Here is an 18115-nt window from a genome sequence, read left to right as displayed (position 1 = left end):
GAAATCGAATCCATAAGACATGCCGATAGCCGGGACAGGGCTGTCACGATCTGGGACAGGATCGTGGACATGTTCACGGGGTCGAACAAGGCCGAGGCCAAGCGGCTTCTTTTCGATCTGTTCCACGATGAGAATGCGACCGATTTTGACAAGCTGTCCACGTTCAACGAACTGAAAAAACTCGTTCAGCCCGAATTTCAGGCCAGCTTTGTCATCGATCGCAACGCGAAGGGCGCGCAGCTTCTGATCGAGCGCGGGACGGGGGAGCCGGTGGAATTCGGCGCCGTGTCGGGCATGGCGATCGACTTCCACCGCATGGCTTCGAACATGTTTCCCGAAGCCGGCAGGGACAAGGCGCTCGGGCTCGTGCTCGATCTGAACTCGCCCAGACTGAACAGCAGGGACAAGCTCGCAGCTTTCAACGAGCTCAGGAGCCTCGTGGAATTTGAGAGCCAGCTTGCTTTCTCGATGGAGGAAGTTCGGCGTGAAGACGGCGGTATCGCTTCCTATCGTCTGAAGGCGGGCGATCATGTTGCGGCCATCCTGCCAGGGGAGTGGGGCGACGAGTGGGGGCATTTCGACGACGGGACGCCGAGGGCGGATTTCGTGCGTGACACGTTGTCCCTGTTTCCCGACGAATTCAAGGCGATGGCGGCCGTGCGCCTGCACGACCTGTACGCGCATGGCGACAATCGCGAGAAGCTGGCGGCCTTCAACGAACTCGTGCATCTCGTGAGCACTGAAGCCCGGGGCATGCTTGCGACGCACGAAGTCGAGGGTGGGGGCTACCAGCTGCTTGTGAATGGTCGGGTCGCGGCCGATCTGCATATGCAGGGCGTGGGATGCGGTCGGGAAGCCGCCGAGGCGCATCTGAACGGGCTGGTTGCCGGTTTGGAGAACGATTTCCAGCGGCATCTCGAACTGCTCAGGGGCGAAGGGCCGCGGGCGGGAGATGCCGGTGTGGATGTCGAGGGCAGTTCCGTCGACGCGTTGCGTGTGCGCGAGGCGGACGATGTCAGGACCGCTCTCGGTATTCTGGAAAAGGATTATCCCGATGATCGTGCGGCGGTCATGCGGCATGCGGAGCGGGAGCAAGCGTTTTTCCTTGGCCTGGTCGATTTGCCCGATGCCCCGGTGCTCGAGATCGGCGGCAAGCAGGCGAACATCTATTCCGCCGGAGGCAGCGTGTTGAGCGCCCTGGCGGGCGACCTGGCCGAAGGGACCTATACCATCGGCGGTGAACGGTTGCACACGCCGGAGGCAACTGAAGGAACCCAACGCCTTCAGGCGTTCTGCGGGGCGCTCGTCACGCTGGATTGCACGACGCCGCAAAGAAACGCGCTGCTTGCCTTGAGCACGCAGGGGGCGATCCGCGCCATGGGCGAATATTGCCGCGAGGACGAGGGCGGCTCGGCGGCGGGTGCGGTGGTGCCGGGCGGCCCCGTCGTTATTTCCCTGCCGGACCCGGAGAGCGGCGAAGAAGTCTTGCGGTCCGCCGATGCCTTTTCCTTCGACATCGACAAGGCGGACGACGGCGTTGTTTCTCTCCGGTGCCGTTATGAGCGCACCGCGAGACTGGACGACGCATCGTATGAGGCCATCGTGACGGCGCTGGGCGAGAATGAGACGCCCTGGTGCGATATCGCATTCGAGCTTCGTATCGACCGGGAAGGGCGGATCACCCTGCCGGAGAGCCCGGCCGTCCGTTCGCTGGTTCCGCCTCCTGCTCCCACGGAGACGATCCGCGTCTGACCGGCATGGCGGCGTGAACGAATCGTTAGCCATTTTTGTTAAAGATGCCCCGGATCAGGCATGAACGATGTTTCGGGGAGTGTGGCGCATGGGGCGTATCGATCGGGGCGCGGTCCGGCAATGGCTTGCCGCCGTCATTGCGGTGTCGGCGGCGGGGCTCGTGGCCACGCCGGCCCGGGCGAATTTTTCCGCCTGCATGGCCGGCCTGCGGAATGCCGCGGTTGAGGCCGGCATCAGCCGCGCCGTCGTGTCCCGCGCGCTCGATATCGCCGCGCCCGACGAAAAGGTGCTGCGCCTCTCCAAGGTGCAGCCGGAGTTCAAGACGCCGATCTGGGATTATCTCGGCTTTCTCGTGGACGAACAGCGGGTTGCCGATGGCCAGGCGATGATGCGCCGTCATGATGCGACGTTGCGCGCCGCCGAGCGCCGTTTCGGCGTCGACCGGCATGTGATCGCCGCCGTCTGGGGCGTGGAGACGGATTTCGGCCGCGAGGCGGGTGACAACTTCCTGCCGCATGCGCTGGCGACGCTGGTGTGCGAGGGCGGGCGGCGCCGGGATTTCTGGCGCGGCGAGCTGTTCGCGGCGCTGAAGCTGGTCGACAGGGGCGATCTGGAGCTCAACAAGCTCTACGGCTCATGGGCCGGGGCCTTCGGCCAGACGCAGTTCATTCCCTCCACCTACCAGCGCCTCGCGGTGGATTTCGACGGCGACGGCCGGCGCGATCTGGTGTCTTCCGTGCCGGATGCGCTGGGCTCCACCGCCAATTATCTCAAGCGGGCGGGCTGGCGCGAGGGCGAGCCGTGGATGATCGAGGTGAAGGTGCCGCGCGGCTACAAGGGGCCGACCGGGCGGCGCAACAAGGCCGCGATCGCCGAATGGTCGCAGCGCGGCGTCACCCGCGCGGACGGGCGCCCGCTCGCCGGCGGCGGGCAGGCGGGCCTGCTGCTGCCCGCCGGCAGCAACGGGCCGGGCTTCCTCGTGTTCCGCAACTTCGATGCCATCTATTCCTATAATCAGGCGGAATCCTACGCGCTCGCCATCTCGCATCTGGCGGACCGGCTGGCCGGCTATCCGCCGCTGCGCACGCCCTGGCCCACGGACGACCCCGGCCTCACCCGCGCACAGCGTCTGCAATTGCAGAAGCTGCTGCTGGCGAAAGGCTACGACATCGGCGAGGCGGACGGCAAGATCGGCCCGGTGACGCGCGACGCCATCAAGGACGTCGAGCGCCAGCTCGGCATGCCCGAGAGCGGCCGCGCCGGCTCCAAGGTCTATCGCGCGCTCGGCGGGCGGTAAGGTACCGGCCCCGATCCGCGACCGGTGCCGAAGGATGTTAAGCCGCCTGCGGCACCGCGACCCGCTCGGGCGCGACGCGGACGCCGGTGGGGCGGATGAGGCCGCGCGCGCCCAGCAGCGCCTGCGGGCGCAGTTCGAGCCCGAGGAACCGTTCGCGCTCGAACGGGCCGGGCATCCACAGCGCGCCCGTCCGTTCCGTGCCGAAGCCGAAACGGGCGTAATAGGGCGCGTCGCCCACCAGCAGGATGGCGCCGTGGCCCAGGCGGGTCGCGGCCGCGATCGACGCGCGCATCAGCGCGCTGCCGATGCCGCCGGCCTGACAGGTGGGGTCGACGGCCAGAGGGCCGAGCAGCAGCGCGGCGCGTTCCGCACCCGCCGAGACGTGCCACAGACGCACGGTACCGACGAGGCGCCCGTCCGCGACGGCCGAAAGCGACAATCCCTCGGCGGGCAAACGGCCCTCGCGGATGCGTTCGCTGGTCTTGGCGAAACGATTGGGGCCGAAGCAGACATCGAGCAGGGCTTCACGCCCCGCGACATCGGCAGGAATTTCCTCACGAACAAGAAACACGGCAAGTTCCTCCCCGCCCGGCAATCGGCCGGGCAGCCGGAAAAACGAACAATTTGTTTTGCATCGAACGATCCCAAAAACGGTATCCGTTTTTTGGCTCGATGCTTTGGCGAAAAACATCCGCCGGCCTTCGAGTCGCAAGGCGCTCCATGACCGGCGGACGATCGGCCCCTCCTGCGGAAGGGCGCGGGATCAGATGTGATAGGATCTCAGCGGCGGGAAGCCGTTGAACGCGACCGCCGAATAGGTCGTGGTATAGGCGCCCGCGCCCTCGATCAGCACCTTGTCGCCGATGGCGAGGCTGACCGGCAGCGGGTAGGGCGTCTTCTCGTACAGCACGTCGGCGGAATCGCAGGTCGGCCCGGCAAGGATGCAATCCTCCATCGCGTCGTGATCGTGCGCGGTGCGGATCGGGTAGCGGATCGCCTCGTCCATCGTCTCGGCGAGACCGCCGAACTTGCCGATGTCGAGATAGACCCAGCGCAGCGCATCGTCCGCGCTCTTGCGCGACACCAGCACCACCTCGGCCTCGATCACGCCCGCGTTGCCCACCATGCCGCGGCCCGGCTCAATGATCGTCTCGGGGATCGCGTTGCCGAAATGCGCGCGCAGCGAATCGAGGATCGACGCGCCATAGGCCTCCACGGCCGGGATGTCGTTGAGGTACTTCGCCGGGAAACCGCCGCCGAGATTGACCATCGACAGGCCGATGCCGCGCTCCGCGCATTCGCGGAAAATGCCGGCGGCCGAGGCGAGCGCCTGATCCCACGCACGCGGGTTGCGCTGCTGCGAGCCGACGTGGAACGACACGCCGTAAGCCTCAAGCCCCAGACGGTGCGCATGTTCGAGCACGCTCACCGCAAGCGACGGATCGCAGCCGAACTTGCGCGACAGCGGCCATTCCGCGCCGGCGCCGTCGCACAGGATGCGGCAGAACACGCGCGAGCCGGGCGCCGCGCGCGCCACCTTCTCCACCTCGGCCTCGCAGTCCACCGCGAAGAGGCGGATGCCGAGCGCGAAGGCGCGCGCGACGTCGCGCTCCTTCTTGATGGTGTTGCCGAAGGAGATGCGGTCGGGCGATGCGCCCGCGGCAAGCGCCATCTCGGCTTCCGCCACCGAAGCCGTGTCGAAGCACGACCCCAGCGAGGCGAGCAGCGAGAGGACCTCCGGCGCAGGGTTGGCCTTGACGGCGTAGAACACGCGCGTATCCGGCAGGGCGTGGGCGAAAGCGAGATAGTTGTTGCGCACCACGTCCAGATCGACCACGAGGCACGGGCCGTCTTCACGTCGGTTGCGGAGAAATTCGCGAATGCGGTCGGTCATTGTACTTCCCTTACACGTGCACTCAAGGACGACGGGGCGCGCTCGAACAGCCGAGCGCGCGACAATGCGCATGCGAGGGCACCCGTTATTGCGCTGTGGAGACGCAAAACGATGCAAATCGAACGCGCCCGGATCGTCGCAAGCGAACAACCCGGTTGGCTGCCTTGGATTGGAAGGGAAATCCCGACCGCACGCCTGGCAATGATGGACAAGCCTCTTCGGTGAACCGCCACCGGCCTGTGGAAAGCCGGCAGAGACCAAAAAAGCCCGTTCCGTCGTTGCTTTAAGTCCCGTCCCCTGCGGGAGAGCAGGGTGGGCCGGTTTCGCCTCCGGCTGCCGGTCTGTCGATGAACGCGGGAACGCAAACTCCCCACGCCACGGGCGAGAAAACCGGCCTCTTGTCCGGCGACCCGCCAACCGGCACGCGACCACAGGCACGTGCGAAATTGGGCAAGGCGACATATACGGCGTTTCTTGCTGATTCTCAACCGCCGCCAGCGGCATTTTGCCCCTTGAAGCATCAGAATGTTGCATTTCAGGCATGCGCATGACGCATGAAGAGGCAATGTCGCCGGCCGCGCGGCCGCTGTTTACCATCATCGGGGAAAGCCCGTGAGGCATCCCCTTTCCGCCACTATACTGCGCGACAAACGGATGCCCGGTCGTTTGCCGGCCAATTCCGGGAAGGACGCCTCATGTCACGCTTGCCAAACCCGTTTCCCGTTTCCCGGCGCGGCGTTCTCGGGGGCCTTGCGGCGGCGCTCGCCGCGTCGGCCGTGATGCCTTCTCCGGGCGTCCGCGCCCAGGCGCCCGGTTCCGGGGTGCCAGGCTCCGGGGCGCCCGAGCCCTCCGCCGAGGATGAAACGGCGCAGGTCGCGCGCTTCGGCTATGAGGATGTGGTGCAGCGCGCCCGCGAGCTGGCGGCCGTGCCTTTCGACGATCATGTGCCGCCCCTGCCGGAGAGCGTGGCCGATCTCGATTTCGATGCCTATCGCAACATCCGCTTTCTCGCCGACCGGGCGCTGCTCGGCGAGGGCGGCGGGCCGTTCCGGTTGCAGATGTTCCATCTCGGGTTTCTCTTCCGCCGCCCGGTGACGGTCAGCATCATTCGCGACGGCGTGCCGACGCCGGTGCCCTATTCGCCGCAACTGTTCGACGCCGGCGCCATCCGGCTCGACGCCGGATTGCCGATCAACCTGGGCTTCGCCGGGTTCAGGCTGCACCATCCGCTGAACGATCCGCAGGTGTTCGATGAGCTGATCTCGTTTCTGGGGGCGAGCTACTTTCGTTTTCTGGGCCGCGGCCAGCAATACGGCCTCTCGGCGCGCGCGCTCGCGGTCAACGCCGGCGCGCAGGAGGAGTTTCCGTTCTTCCGCGCGTTCTGGATCGACTATCCCGCGCCCGGCGCGGAGCGCGTCACGGTGCTGGCGTTGCTCGACGGCGCGTCGGTGACGGGGGCGTTCCAGTTCTTCGTCTATCCGGGCAAGGAAACCGTGCTCGACGTGACGGCGACGCTCTTCGTGCGCCGGCCGATCGAGCGGCTCGGCGTCGCGCCGCTGACGTCGATGTACTTCGTCGGCGAGAACGACCGGCGTTTTCTGGACGAATACCGGCCGGAACTGCACGATTCGGACGGGCTGCTGGTGCATTCCGGCTCGGGCGAGTGGATATGGCGGCCGCTGCGCAACCCGCCCGAGCAGGCGCGCTCGTCCTTCATCGACAACAATATCCGCGGTTTCGGCCTGTTGCAGCGCGACCGCAACTTCGAGCATTATCAGGATATCGACCTGCATTACGAGCTGCGGCCGGGCTATTGGGTGGAGCCTGTCGGCGACTGGGGACCGGGGCATGTCGAATTGCTCGAAATCCCCACCAACGACGAAACGAACGACAACATCGTCGCCTTCTGGGTGCCGCGGGAGACGCCGCAGGCGGGGCAGACGCTGGTCTACCGCTACCGCGTGCGCGCGGTGGGCGAGGCCGCCGGCCTGCATCCGGGCGGGCGGGCGATCAACACCTATCAGGGCAGGCCCAAGGCCGCCGGCTCCGCCGAGGAAGTGTTGCCCGGCATGCGCCGCTTCCTCGTCGACTTCGCCGGCGACGATCTCGCCTATCATATGCTCGATCCGTCCCGCGTCGCCATCGACGCCTCCGTCTCGAAGGGCAGGGTGGTGCGCACGTTCCTTGTCGCGAATCCGAAGATCAAGGGTTTCCGCGCCGGCATCGACATCGCCGTGCCGCCCGGCGAGACGGTGGATGTGCGCGCCTTCCTGCGCGAGGGCGGGCGGGCGCTCACCGAGACATGGATCCACCCGTGGACCGCGCGCTGAGCCGGGCCGGCGCGCTCAATGCCCTTCGGCGGCCGGCAGCTCGAAATCGCGCACTTCCGCCAGCAGGTCGATGAAGGCGCGCGCCCCGTGCACCGCCGCGGCCTCGCCCTTTTGCGCCGTGGCCGGTGCGGCGTTGCCGATCGCGCCCGCCGGGTGGAGGTCCTGCGCCATCCATCCGAGACCCGCCGGCCGGCCGGCGCTGAGGTAGCGATATCTCTCCGCCAGCGCGACGCTCAGCGGGGTGAAATCCCGCGCCCGCTCCATGCGCACGAGATCGGGGCGGAAGGCGAGCATCAGCGAGGTTTCGATATCGCCGCCATGGATGCCGTGGCGTATCTCCTGCGTGTCGAACAAGCCGTCGGGGTAGCCGAATCTCTGCCAGGAAACCGTTACCGTGAGCATGTTCAGGCGCGCGCGCAGATCGCGGGCCACGATGTCGATGACCGGCGAATTGCCGCCGTGGGAACTGACGATCACCAGCTTGCGGCAGCCGGCGCGGTGCAGGCTCTCGCCGACGTCCGTCCACACGCGGATCGCGGTTTCCGGCGCCAGCGTCAGCGTGCCCTTGAAGGCGAGATGCTCGTTGGACAGGCCGATGGGCTGCACCGGCAGGAAGAGGGCCGGCGCCGCGCCATCGAGCAGCGCCGCCACGCGCGCCAGATAACCTTCCATGATGAAGACGTCGGTGCCGAGCGGCAGATGCGGCCCGTGCTGCTCCACCGCCGCCACGGGCAGGACGGCGAGGGTGTCGGCGAATCGCCCGCCGGAAAAGTCTTCCGTTGTCAGATGAGTCCACTGGTTGAAAGGAAGCATTGGAAAAGTCCCCGATATTGCATCGACTTTACGTTGCGCCGCACCATTTGTCATTGCTGCGTCATGAGAAAGACTGCATTATTTCGACGGCAACCTAATTTCGGTCTGTCGCTGACGGCGCCGGGCGCGGCGCGCTTGTCCGATTATATGGCGAGCGGCTGCCGCCTGCGGGCCGGACATGTTCCGCTGCAAACGGGGCCTGCCCCGACACAAGGAGGAAGGACGATGAAACACCCGGTCGCCAAGAGCGTCGGATGGGCTCTCGTCCATGCGGCGCGGCTGCACCGCACGCGTATCGGCGAAAGGCTGGCGGGGCTCGGCCTGTTTCCGGGGCAGGAACAGGTGTTGCAGGCGTTGTCGACGGTCGATACCATGACCATGGGCGAGCTGGCCCATATTCTGCGCGTCAAGCCGCCCACCGCCTCCAAGACGATCGCGCGCCTCGCCGCGCAGGGCCTCGTGGAGCGGATCGCGGAGCCGGGCGACGCCCGCATCGTCATCGTGCGCCTCACCGAAGAGGGAGCGATCCGCGCCGTCGCGATCGACAAGCTGTGGAACGAGGTCGAGAACGAGCTGCTCGACGGCTTCGACAACAAGGAGCGCAAGCGGTTGCGCAAGCTGCTGCGCAAGGCCGCCCGCAACCTCGCCGGCGTGCAGGCGCTCGACGAGGCCGAAGAAGAGGCGGATGCTGACGACGCCGACGACATGGTGGAATAAGGCGTTTCCAGGCGAAGCGGATGCCGCCTTGCGTGGAGAAACGTTTCAAATCGAAAAGACGGAGATTTTGCGTTTCAGTGAAACGTAAAAATTCTCGGGCGCATGTTGCCATTGCGCGGAAACGACAATATGCTCCAAGCCATTGATTTTTGAGCGCATTCTTTCCGTTCAAACGATTCCGTGCGAACGGACGGCGCTATGGGACGGCTCATGACGGATATCGATGTCATCCTGACGAATCGCGTCGTCGCTTCCGCCGAAGCGGCGCTTGAAGGCGCTTTTCGGGTTCACCGGCTGGCGGAGGCCGCCGACCGCGGCGCCTGGCTGGCGGAGCATGGGGCGACGGCGCGCGGCATCGCGGCCGCCTATGGCGTGCCCGTCGACGCGGCGCTCATCGATGCGCTGCCGCGTCTTGAAATCATCGCGGCCTTCGGTGTCGGCTACGACAATATCGATACCGGCGCGGCCGCGCGGCGCGGCGTCGTCGTCACCAACACGCCGGATGTGCTCACCGACGAGGTGGCGGACCTTGCCGTGGGGCTGCTCATCGCCACGATCCGCCAGATTCCGCAGGCCGACCGCTACTTGCGCGCCGGCGGCTGGCTGGAAAAGCCGTTTCCGCTTTCTCCCACCCTGCGCGGGCGCAAGATCGGTATTTTCGGGCTCGGCCGCATCGGCATCGCCATCGCGCACCGGCTGGCGGCTTTCGACGTCACTATCCTTTATCACAACCGCAACCCGCGCACCGACGTTCCCTATCGCTATGTCGATACGCTGAAGGGGCTTGCGGAGGAGGCGGATGTGCTGCTGGTCGCCGCGCCCGGCGGCGAGGGCACGCACCGCGTCGTCGATGCCGAAGTGCTCGCGGCGCTGGGGCGTGACGGCATTCTCGTCAACATCGGCAGGGGCGGGATCGTGGATGAGCAGGCGCTGATCGCGGCGCTGGAGCAGGGCGTGATCCGGTCCGCCGGGCTCGACGTGTTCGCGGATGAGCCTCGCGTGCCGCAGGCGCTGATCGATATCGGGCATACAGTGCTTTTGCCGCATGTCGGCTCGGCTTCCGAGTATACGCGCGACACCATGGGGCAGTTGATGGTCGACAACCTGCGGGCGTGGTTCGCCGGCCGGGGACCGCTGACGCCCGTGCCCGAAACGCCGGTGCCGCCGGCGCTCTGAACCCGCCGCTTTTAGAGCGGCGTGCATTCAAGCGGAATCGTCACGCCGCTCTAAATTTTATACTTTACCGCAACTTGCGTTCAATTCGATGGCGCGGCTTGAACGCAAAAGTCCTCCAATCTTCTGATTCTGCGTGTCTTCTTCAAGCAAAGCGGCATCCGCCCTGCTTGAAGACGCCTCATGGCAGGGTGAGAATGCCCGCCGCGCCGCTCTCGGTGCCGAAGGCGAGCCGGCCGCCCTTGCGGTCCCATGCAAGGGCCGAAACCGGCGTGTCGTCCGCGTCGCGCGCCGCGAGTTCGGCCGCGTCGGTCAGGCGGATCATCAGGATCGCACCGTCGGCGTAGCCTGCCGCCAGCACGAGCGCGCCCGGATGGAACGCGACCTGCGTCACGATGCGATTGCGCACGCCGCATTCGCGCGGGGCCTTGCCCATCGGCCCGCCCTTGGCGAAAGGCCAGATGATGGCCGCATCCGCGCCTGAGGTCGCGAGCCAGTCGCCGTCATGCGACCAGCTCAACGAGCGGGACTTGGCCGGATAGCCCGCCATGCGCATGTCCTTGCCGTCCGACAGCCGCCAGCCGTGCAGGGTGTTTTCCTGCATGGAGGTGACGACGAACTGGCCGTCCGGCGAAACGGTGACGTCGAGGTGCGACCCCTTCCACGCCAGCGTTTCGACGCCGTTTTCGATCGCCGGGAACCACAGCGTCGCGCCGTTGTAACGGGCGATGGCCAGCCGGTAGCCCTTGGGCGCGAAGGCGAGGCCCTGGGCGGTGGCGGGCACGTCGAGCGCGGCCGCGCGGCCCTTCGCGTCGCGCGCGTTCACCCGTTTGCCCGCCGCCCAGGCGAATGCGCCGTCCTCACGCCCGGCAAGTGCCGTGATCCAGCGGCCGTTCTCGTCGGCGACGGTCTCGACCGCGCCGTCCGCGCCGGTCGCCGCCACGCGGCCGTCGTCGCCGCCCGTCAGCAGGCGCTTGCCGGCGCGCGCGACGACGAGGGCGCCGGCATCGGGATGGGCCTCGACGCGTCGGCGCGCGCCGTCCCGGTCCAGCCACACGCCGCCGTCGCCGAGCGCGAAAGCGGCCGTGCCGTCGAGCCATGCGACGCCCGTGACGTGCGCGCCCGCGTCGAAAGACGCCACGCGATCGCGCAATGAAGCTGTAGCCGACATGCGATCAGGCCGCGCAGGCGAGGAAACCCTCGCGGATGGCTTCTTCGTCGAGATCGCGGCCGATGAAGACCATGCGCGAATCGCGCGTCTCGCTGGGCTTCCATTCCCGCTGAAGGTCGCCCTCGATGATCATGTGCACGCCCTGGAACACGAAACGGCGCGGCTCGCCCCGGAACGACAGGATACCCTTGGAACGCAGGATGCTCGGCCCCTCGCGCTGCACCAGATCGTTGACCCAGGGCAGGAATTTTTCAGGGATCACGTCGCCCGGCACGATCACCGAGACCGACTGCATGTCCTCGTCGTGATAATGCTTCAGGCCGCCATGGTGGTGATGATGGCCGTGGCCATGATCGTGGCCATGGCGGTGATCGTGGTCGTGATGATGGCCGCAGCCGCAGTTCTCGCCGTGCTCGTGATCGTGGTGATGGTCGTGCCCGTGCGCCTCGTCTTCGAGAAAGGCCGGTTCGAGCGTGAGGATGCGGTCGAGATCGAAGGCGTTGCGCTCCAGCACTTCCGCCAGCGGCACGGCGGCGCGCTGCGTCTTGTGGAGCCGCGCGTAGGGATTGATGGCGCGGATGCGGCCGACGACTTCCTCAAGCTCTTCCGCGGTGACGAGATCGGTCTTGTTGAGCACGATGACATCGGCGAAGGCGATCTGGTTCTTGGCCTCGGGCGCGTCCTTGAGGCGCTCGGCGAGCCATTTCGCATCCGCGACCGTCACCACCGCATCGAGCCGCGCGCGCGCCGCCACGTCCTGATCGACGAAGAAGGTCTGCGCCACGGGCGCGGGATCGGCGAGGCCGGTGGTCTCCACGATGATGGCGTCGAACTTGCCGCGCCGCTTCACGAGCCCCTCGATGATGCGGATGAGATCGCCGCGGACGGTGCAGCAGATGCAGCCGTTGTTCATCTCGAACACTTCCTCGTCCGCACCGACGACGAGGTCGTTGTCGATGCCGATCTCGCCGAACTCGTTGACGATGACGGCGTATTTGCGCCCGTGCGGCTCCGAGAGGATGCGGTTCAGCAGGGTCGTCTTGCCCGCCCCCAGATAGCCGGTGAGTACGGTGACGGGGATCTTGTCGCTCATGGTATCGCCGCTCATGATTGTGCCGCTCGTGAAATGCCTGGCGGGCGCGACGGCGCGCCCTGTGGGCTGTCGATCCTGTTATATTGTTCGGACGCGCGAAAAGAAAAGCCGCAAAACGACAATCGCCCGGAACGGATGATGCCTGCCCTCAGAACGGATGGTACTGGAAGGCCCAGGTTTCCGACAGCGTTCTTTCGCCGGCGCGCAGGAAAAGGCGCAGTTCCACCGGCTCGGCGCCCTCCACGGTGAGGTCGAACTGCGCGCGCCAGTGGCCGGGCACGTCGTTCGGCACCGCTTCCGTGAAGATGTAGGAGAAGCTGCCGCGCGAGGCCCACAGCACCGCGTCCGGCTTCACGCCGAAGGGCAGATCGCCGAGCGGCCCGCCGAGAAATTCCACCACGAACTTGCGCACGCCCTGCGGCCGCGGCAGGCCGGGCTGGCCGCCGTTGCCGAGCCGCGTCGCGACCACGTGCGCGAGCGGGAAGGGATAGGGATCGGCGTCGCGCCAGTGCAGGCGGTAGCGGAAGCGCAGCGCGTCGCCGGCGCGCGCCGGCCGCTCCGGCACCCAGAAGGCGACGATGTTGTCGTGGATCTCGTCGTCGGTGGGGATTTCGACAAGCTGCACCGCGCCCCGGCCCCATTCCTCCAGCGGCTCCACCCAGGCGCTCGGGCGGCGCTCGTAATGCACGCCGTCCTCATAATGGCCGAACAGCCGGTCGCGCTGCAACAGGCCGAAGCCGCGCGGCGAATCGTCCGCGAAGGCGGAGGCCGTGGTCGCGGCGGGGTTGTTGAGCGGCCGCCAGATGCGCTCGCCCGCGCCGGTCCACAGGGCGAGGCCGTCGGAATCGTGCACCTCCGGCCGCCAGTCGATCGCCGTCTTCTTGGCGGTTTCCGAATACCAGTACATCGAGGTGAGCGGCGCTATGCCGAGGCGGGCCACATCGCGGCGCAGGAACAGCGCCTTGTCGATGGTCATGGCGACGCCCGCCTCCGGTCCCGCGGTCTCGCGCGTCATGTCGAAGCGGTACGCGCCGGCGATGCTCGGCCCCTCCAGCAGCGCGAAGACGGTGACGGTGGGGGAATCGTCGCGCGGCGTCTCGAAATAGAACCGCGTGAAGGCCGGAAATTCCTCTGCCTGTCCCGCCACCGCGACATCGAGCGCGATGCCGCGCGCGGAAAGACCGTATTGGAACGACTGGCCGATGGCCCGGAAGTAGGAAGCGCCGAGAAAGGCGACCCAGTCGTTGCGGCGCCAGTCCGGCGTATCGCCGTCACGCCGGCTTTCCTGAAAGCGGAAACCGGCGAAGCCGGCGTCTGCCGGCAGCTTGCGCGCCGGGCTGTCGGCCGGCATGTCGAAATAGGCGGGATCGTAGAGCACCTCGCGCGCCGCGCCGTCCTCCACGACGAACATGTGCACCGGCGTGCGGAAGAAGGTGCCGAGATGGAAGAAAGTGACCGGGAAGCGGCCCTTGCCGGAGCGCCCCCCGTCCGCGAACAGCGCCGCATCGGTGTCGAAGCGGATCTTGCCGTGCGCCTCGTAGTCGAGCGCATCGAGAATGGCCCCGTCGCGCGCCGGCGGCGGCGCGTAGGGCTGCGCGGCAAGGTCTCTCGCCTGCGCGATCAGGCCGTCGAAGGAGAATGGCGCCGGCTGGCCGAGGCCGAGGCCCGCTTCCGCCGGCGCGGCGAAGCCGGAGCGCGCGAGAGCGGCCGTGGCAAGGGAAGCGGAAGCGAAGGCGGCGGAGGCGAGGAAGGCGCGGCGGCTGATCATCGTGGGATCGGTTTCCTGACGAGGGGGAACACGGAACAGGCGCTGAAGATAAGCGGCATTCCGGCGCAATGAAGGCACGGCGCGCCGCGATCGCTCCATGCCGGCGTGATTGCCGCGGCGCTCAGGCGCGCCGGTGCGCCGCTTCCTGCCGCCACGCGCCGCGCGCGAAGCGCACCGTCGCCCACAGGCCGAGGAGGCCGAAAGCGCTCATGAGAATGTATTCGGCGATATTGCCCAGTTCGAGCAGGCCGGCGACGGCCCAGCCCGCCGCGATGCCCAGCGCCAGAAATTCCGCCGCCACGAGCACGATGGCGCTCACCACGGTGACGAGGCCCACGACACCGAGATTTCCGGCGCCGGGCCCGCGGTTTTGACCCGGCCCGCCGCTGCGGGCGGGCGAAGAGGCGGATTCGGCCAAGACGGCATCCTTCAAGACGGTATCCTTCCCGGACAAACGATTCAATTGATCAGATAGCCCGGATGCCCCGGTTGACGCAAGGACGTCGTGTGTGGCTTCTATGCGTTCCGGTTCAGGCGCGAGACCCGCTGCGGGCGGGCGCGACCGCGCCGGAGGGACCGATCGCAGCGGCACGGCCGATGACCCGAGGACGGCCGGCAACCGAAAGGGATGATGTCGATATGTGCGCGCAGCCCGTTACCCGATACGCCGTCTATTTCGCGCCGGAGCCGACGGATGCCCTGTGGCGTTTCGGCTCCGCCGTTCTGGGTTATGACGGTGCGAGCGGCGAGGAAGTGCCGCAGCTTGTGCCGGAGGGGTTCGAGGCGCCCGCCTGGCGGCTGCTGACCGCCGACCCGCGCCTTTATGCGTTCCACGCCACCATCAAGGCGCCTTTCCGGCTCGCGGCAGATCAGACCGAGGAAACGCTCGCGGCGGCGCTGACGGAATTCGCGGCCTCGCGGCAGCGATTCGTCCTGCCGGCGTTGCAGGTGACGGCGATCGCGGACCGTCAGGGCGGCGCCTTCATCGCTCTCACCGAGTCCAAGGGCCTCGGGTCCAGGGGCCTTGCCGAGCCGACGCCGGCCCTGCTGGCGCTGGAGCGCGACACCGTGAAGGTCTTCGAGCCGTTCCGCGCGCCGCTCACCGACAAGGAATTCGCCAAGCGCTGCCCGGAGGCGCTGACCGAGCGCCAGCTCGGCCACCTGAAAGCCTACGGCTATCCGCATGTCTTCGAGGACTTCCGCTTCCACCTCACCCTGACGGGCCGCGTGCCGGAGGAGAAGGTGGAGAAGGCGCTGAACGGACTCACGAAGCTGTACGGCGAGCATGTCGGGCAGGCGCGCGTGCCGGTGGAAGCGCTCGCGCTCTACCGGCAGACCGGCAACGAGCGCTTCCGCGTGTTCGCGCGCGCGCCCTTCGCGCCCGCCGCCGGCGCCGTCACAGGATGAACCGGCTGAGGTCGGTGTTCTTCGCCAGATCGCCGACGCCGCCCCGCACGTAGTCGCCGTCGATGGTGACGGTCTCGCCGGAGCGGTCCGGCGCGGTGAAGGAGATGTCGTCCAGCACGCGCTCGATCACCGTCTGAAGGCGGCGCGCGCCGATGTTCTCGACGGAGGAATTCACCTCCACCGCGATGCGGGCGATGGCGTTGATGGCGTCCTCGCTGAAGTCGAGGGTCACGCCCTCCGTCGCCATCATCGCGACCGATTGCTTGATGAGGCTCGCCTCGGTCTCGGTGAGGATGCGGCGGAAATCGTTCTCGTCGAGCGGCGACAGCTCCACGCGGATCGGCAGGCGGCCCTGCAATTCGGGCAGCAGGTCCGACGGCTTGGCGACATGGAACGCGCCCGAGGCGATGAACAGGATGTGATCGGTCTTCACCGGGCCGTGCTTGGTGGAAACCGTGGTGCCCTCGATCAGCGGCAGCAGATCGCGCTGCACGCCCTCGCGCGAGACGTCCGCGCCGGAGCGGCCCTCGCGGGCGCAGATCTTGTCGATCTCGTCGAGGAAGACGATGCCGTTTTCCTCCGTCTCGCGGACGGCTTCCTGCACGATGCTGTCGCTGTCGAGCAGCTTGTCGCTTTCTTCCGTCAGCAGCGGCTCGTAGGCGTCGCGCACGTTGACGCGGCGCGTGCGCGTGCGCCCGCCGCCCAGCTTGCCGAAGATGTCGCCGATGGAAATCGCCCCCACCGACGCGCCCGGCATGCCGGGCAGGTCGAACATCGGCAGGCCGGCCGGCTGCGCCTGCACCTCGATCTCGATTTCCTTGTCGTCGAGCTCGCCCGCGCGCAGCTTGCGGCGGAAGGCGTCGCGCGTGGTCTGGCTGGCGTTGGTGCCCACCAGCGCGTCGAGCACGCGCTCCTCCGCCGCCATCTGCGCCTTCGCCTGCACGTCCTTGCGCTTCGCCTCGCGCACGAGGCCGATGGCGACCTCCACGAGATCGCGCACGATCTGCTCCACGTCGCGGCCGACATAACCGACCTCGGTGAATTTCGTCGCTTCCACCTTGAGGAAGGGCGCGCCGGCGAGCCTGGCGAGGCGGCGGGAGATTTCCGTCTTGCCGCAGCCGGTGGGGCCGATCATGAGGATGTTCTTGGGCAGCACCTCGTCGCGCAGGTGGCCGGTGAGCTGCTGCCGGCGCCAGCGGTTGCGCAGCGCGATGGCGACGGCGCGCTTGGCGTCGCGCTGGCCGACGATGTGGCGGTCGAGCTCGGAAACGATCTCGCGGGGGGAAAAGGCGCTCATGCTTGCACTCACGGGGTCTGCGCCTCGTCCAGCGCTTCGATGACGAGGCTTGTGTTGGTATAGACGCAGATTTCGGCGGCGATGGCCATGGAACGGCGCACGATCTCTTCCGCATCGAGCGCCGAATCGGCCAGCGCCCGCGCGGCCGAAAGCGCGTAGTTGCCGCCGGAGCCGATGGCCATGATGGCCGCGCCGTCGCGCGTCTCGGGCTCCAGCACGTCGCCCGTGCCCGAAAGCAGCAGGCCGACCTGCCTGTCCGCCACCAGCAGCATGGCTTCCAGACGGCGCAGATAGCGGTCCGTGCGCCAGTCCTTCGCGAGTTCCACGCAGGCGCGCATCAACTGGTCGGGGTATTGCTCGAGCTTGGTCTCCAGCCGCTCGAACAGCGTGAAGGCGTCCGCCGTGGCGCCGGCGAAGCCGCAGACGACGCTGCCCTTGGCGAGCCGGCGCACCTTGCGCGCGTTGCCCTTGACGACGGTCTGCCCCAGGCTGACCTGCCCGTCGCCGCCCATGACGACGCGGCCGCCCTTGCGGACCATGAGGATCGTGGTGGCATGAAACTGCCCGTCACTCTGCATGTTCATGAACATCGTGCCTTTCTGTCGTCGCTCATGTAATCGCGATTGGCGGTAAAGCAAACGGGAAATGGCGCGCCGGGCGCGCAAGCCGCTCTGGCGCACCGGGATTTCTCTTGCTACAAGCGCGAAAGTTCATATCGCCCGGCGAATGCCGCCCGACAGGAGATGAAGCCCCATGCGCGCCGCCACCGTGGAACGCCGGACCCGGGAAACCGACGTGTTCGTCAGCCTGAACCTCGACGGCGCGGGGCAGGCCGAGATCGCGACGGGCGTCGGCTTCTTCGACCACATGCTGGACCTTTTCGCGCGCCACGCCCTGTTCGACCTCAAGGTGAAGGTGACGGGCGACCTGCATATCGACCAGCATCACACCGTCGAGGATACGGGCATCGCGCTCGGCGAGGCGTTCCGCAAGGCGCTCGGCGACAAGCGCGGCATCACCCGCTATGCCGATGTCCACCTGCCGATGGACGAGACGCTGACGCGCGTCGCCGTCGACATCTCCGGCCGGCCCTTCCTCGTGTTCCGCACCGCGTTCGCGCGCGAGAAGATCGGCAATTTCGACACGGAGCTGGTGCGCGAATGGTTTCAGGCCTTCGCCATCAACGCCGGGCTGACGCTGCATGTGGAAACGCTGTATGGTGAGAACGCGCATCACATCGCGGAAAGCGGCTTCAAGGGGCTGGCGCGGGCGCTGCGCAAGGCGGTGAGCCTTGATCCGCGCGAGGGCGAGCGCATTCCCTCGACCAAGGGTACTCTTTAAGGAACCGGCACTCTTTGAGGAACCGGGCTCTTTTGAAGAAAGCGGATCGCTCGGCACGGGAT

Annotated in this window: 16 protein-coding genes; 7 read left to right on the top strand and 9 right to left on the bottom strand. The window is 67.3% G+C overall.

Translation table 11 applies throughout. The annotated features are described in order from the left end of the window. Positions 1 to 69: 69 nt before the first annotated feature. Together ACOYJQ_RS11610 and ACOYJQ_RS11605 are read left to right on the top strand one after the other, a co-directional pair. Entirely contained in the window at positions 70 to 1752 is a 1683-nt protein-coding gene (locus ACOYJQ_RS11610; protein ID WP_433458603.1) for a hypothetical protein, read from the top strand. Between the two features lie 88 nt (positions 1753 to 1840). Then, positions 1841 to 3049 carry a lytic murein transglycosylase gene (locus tag ACOYJQ_RS11605; protein ID WP_433458602.1) on the top strand — a complete coding sequence of 403 codons (1209 nt, stop codon included), beginning with the start codon at positions 1841 to 1843 and terminating at the stop codon, positions 3047 to 3049. A 37-nt stretch (positions 3050 to 3086) separates the two neighbouring features. Here ACOYJQ_RS11605 and ACOYJQ_RS11600 read toward each other — a convergent pair whose 3' ends face one another. Then, positions 3087 to 3620 (bottom strand): GNAT family N-acetyltransferase, encoded by a 534-nt coding sequence (locus tag ACOYJQ_RS11600; protein WP_433458601.1) that lies wholly within the window; start codon positions 3618 to 3620, stop codon positions 3087 to 3089. 192 nt (positions 3621 to 3812) lie between these two features. Then, positions 3813 to 4943, bottom strand: coding sequence for a type III PLP-dependent enzyme (locus ACOYJQ_RS11595; protein WP_433458600.1), 1131 nt, complete (start codon positions 4941 to 4943; stop codon positions 3813 to 3815). 695 nt (positions 4944 to 5638) lie between these two features. On the opposite strand from ACOYJQ_RS11595, the gene ACOYJQ_RS11590 reads away from it, so the two are divergent. Beyond that, positions 5639 to 7273, top strand: a complete 1635-nt coding sequence (locus ACOYJQ_RS11590) for a glucan biosynthesis protein (protein WP_433458599.1) — start codon at positions 5639 to 5641, stop codon at positions 7271 to 7273. A 15-nt stretch (positions 7274 to 7288) separates the two neighbouring features. Here the strand turns inward: ACOYJQ_RS11590 and ACOYJQ_RS11585 are convergent, their stop codons facing one another. Further along, entirely contained in the window at positions 7289 to 8086 is a 798-nt protein-coding gene (locus tag ACOYJQ_RS11585; protein WP_433458597.1) for a creatininase family protein, read from the bottom strand. Positions 8087 to 8311: 225 nt separating this feature from the next. On the opposite strand from ACOYJQ_RS11585, the gene ACOYJQ_RS11580 reads away from it, so the two are divergent. Continuing rightward, positions 8312 to 8803 (top strand): MarR family winged helix-turn-helix transcriptional regulator, encoded by a 492-nt coding sequence (locus ACOYJQ_RS11580; RefSeq protein WP_433458596.1) that lies wholly within the window; start codon positions 8312 to 8314, stop codon positions 8801 to 8803. 210 nt (positions 8804 to 9013) lie between these two features. Further along, a complete protein-coding gene (locus ACOYJQ_RS11575) occupies positions 9014 to 9979 on the top strand; it encodes a 2-hydroxyacid dehydrogenase (protein WP_433458594.1) in 966 nt (321 codons plus the stop codon). Positions 9980 to 10157: 178 nt separating this feature from the next. Here ACOYJQ_RS11575 and ACOYJQ_RS11570 read toward each other — a convergent pair whose 3' ends face one another. The 4 genes from ACOYJQ_RS11570 to ACOYJQ_RS11555 form a co-directional block, all read right to left on the bottom strand. Next, a complete protein-coding gene (locus ACOYJQ_RS11570; protein ID WP_433458593.1) occupies positions 10158 to 11147 on the bottom strand; it encodes a WD40 repeat domain-containing protein in 990 nt (329 codons plus the stop codon). 4 nt (positions 11148 to 11151) lie between these two features. Beyond that, positions 11152 to 12240 carry a CobW family GTP-binding protein gene (locus ACOYJQ_RS11565; RefSeq protein WP_433458846.1) on the bottom strand — a complete coding sequence of 363 codons (1089 nt, stop codon included), beginning with the start codon at positions 12238 to 12240 and terminating at the stop codon, positions 11152 to 11154. Positions 12241 to 12388: 148 nt separating this feature from the next. Further along, on the bottom strand, positions 12389 to 14008 hold the full coding sequence (locus ACOYJQ_RS11560) for a glucan biosynthesis protein (RefSeq protein WP_433458591.1): 1620 nt from the start codon (positions 14006 to 14008) through the stop codon (positions 12389 to 12391). A gap of 121 nt (positions 14009 to 14129) precedes the next feature. Then, a complete protein-coding gene (locus tag ACOYJQ_RS11555; protein WP_433458589.1) occupies positions 14130 to 14426 on the bottom strand; it encodes a hypothetical protein in 297 nt (98 codons plus the stop codon). A gap of 221 nt (positions 14427 to 14647) precedes the next feature. Between ACOYJQ_RS11555 and ACOYJQ_RS11550 the strand changes: the two genes are divergently transcribed. Next, positions 14648 to 15415, top strand: coding sequence for a DUF1045 domain-containing protein (locus tag ACOYJQ_RS11550; protein WP_433458588.1), 768 nt, complete (start codon positions 14648 to 14650; stop codon positions 15413 to 15415). Here ACOYJQ_RS11550 and hslU read toward each other — a convergent pair. Together hslU and hslV are read right to left on the bottom strand one after the other, a co-directional pair. Further along, the gene (gene hslU, locus ACOYJQ_RS11545) at positions 15405 to 16712 is read right to left on the bottom strand and encodes an ATP-dependent protease ATPase subunit HslU (protein ID WP_433458587.1); all 1308 of its coding nucleotides are present in this window, start codon (positions 16710 to 16712) and stop codon (positions 15405 to 15407) included. The genes ACOYJQ_RS11550 and hslU overlap by 11 nt on opposite strands. 8 nt (positions 16713 to 16720) lie before the next feature. Then, positions 16721 to 17296 (bottom strand): ATP-dependent protease subunit HslV, encoded by a 576-nt coding sequence (gene hslV, locus ACOYJQ_RS11540; RefSeq protein WP_433458586.1) that lies wholly within the window; start codon positions 17294 to 17296, stop codon positions 16721 to 16723. 169 nt (positions 17297 to 17465) lie between these two features. Here hslV and hisB point away from each other — a divergent pair, with 169 nt between their 5' ends. After that, on the top strand, positions 17466 to 18053 hold the full coding sequence (gene hisB / locus ACOYJQ_RS11535) for an imidazoleglycerol-phosphate dehydratase HisB (protein ID WP_433458585.1): 588 nt from the start codon (positions 17466 to 17468) through the stop codon (positions 18051 to 18053). Positions 18054 to 18115 lie beyond the last annotated feature (62 nt).

It is taken from the genome of Pseudochelatococcus sp. (assembly GCF_050946405.1).
Taxonomy (GTDB): domain Bacteria; phylum Pseudomonadota; class Alphaproteobacteria; order Rhizobiales; family Beijerinckiaceae; genus Pseudochelatococcus.
The sequence above is the reverse complement of the archived record's forward strand: the minus strand, read 5'-3'. Positions and strand labels throughout refer to the sequence as shown.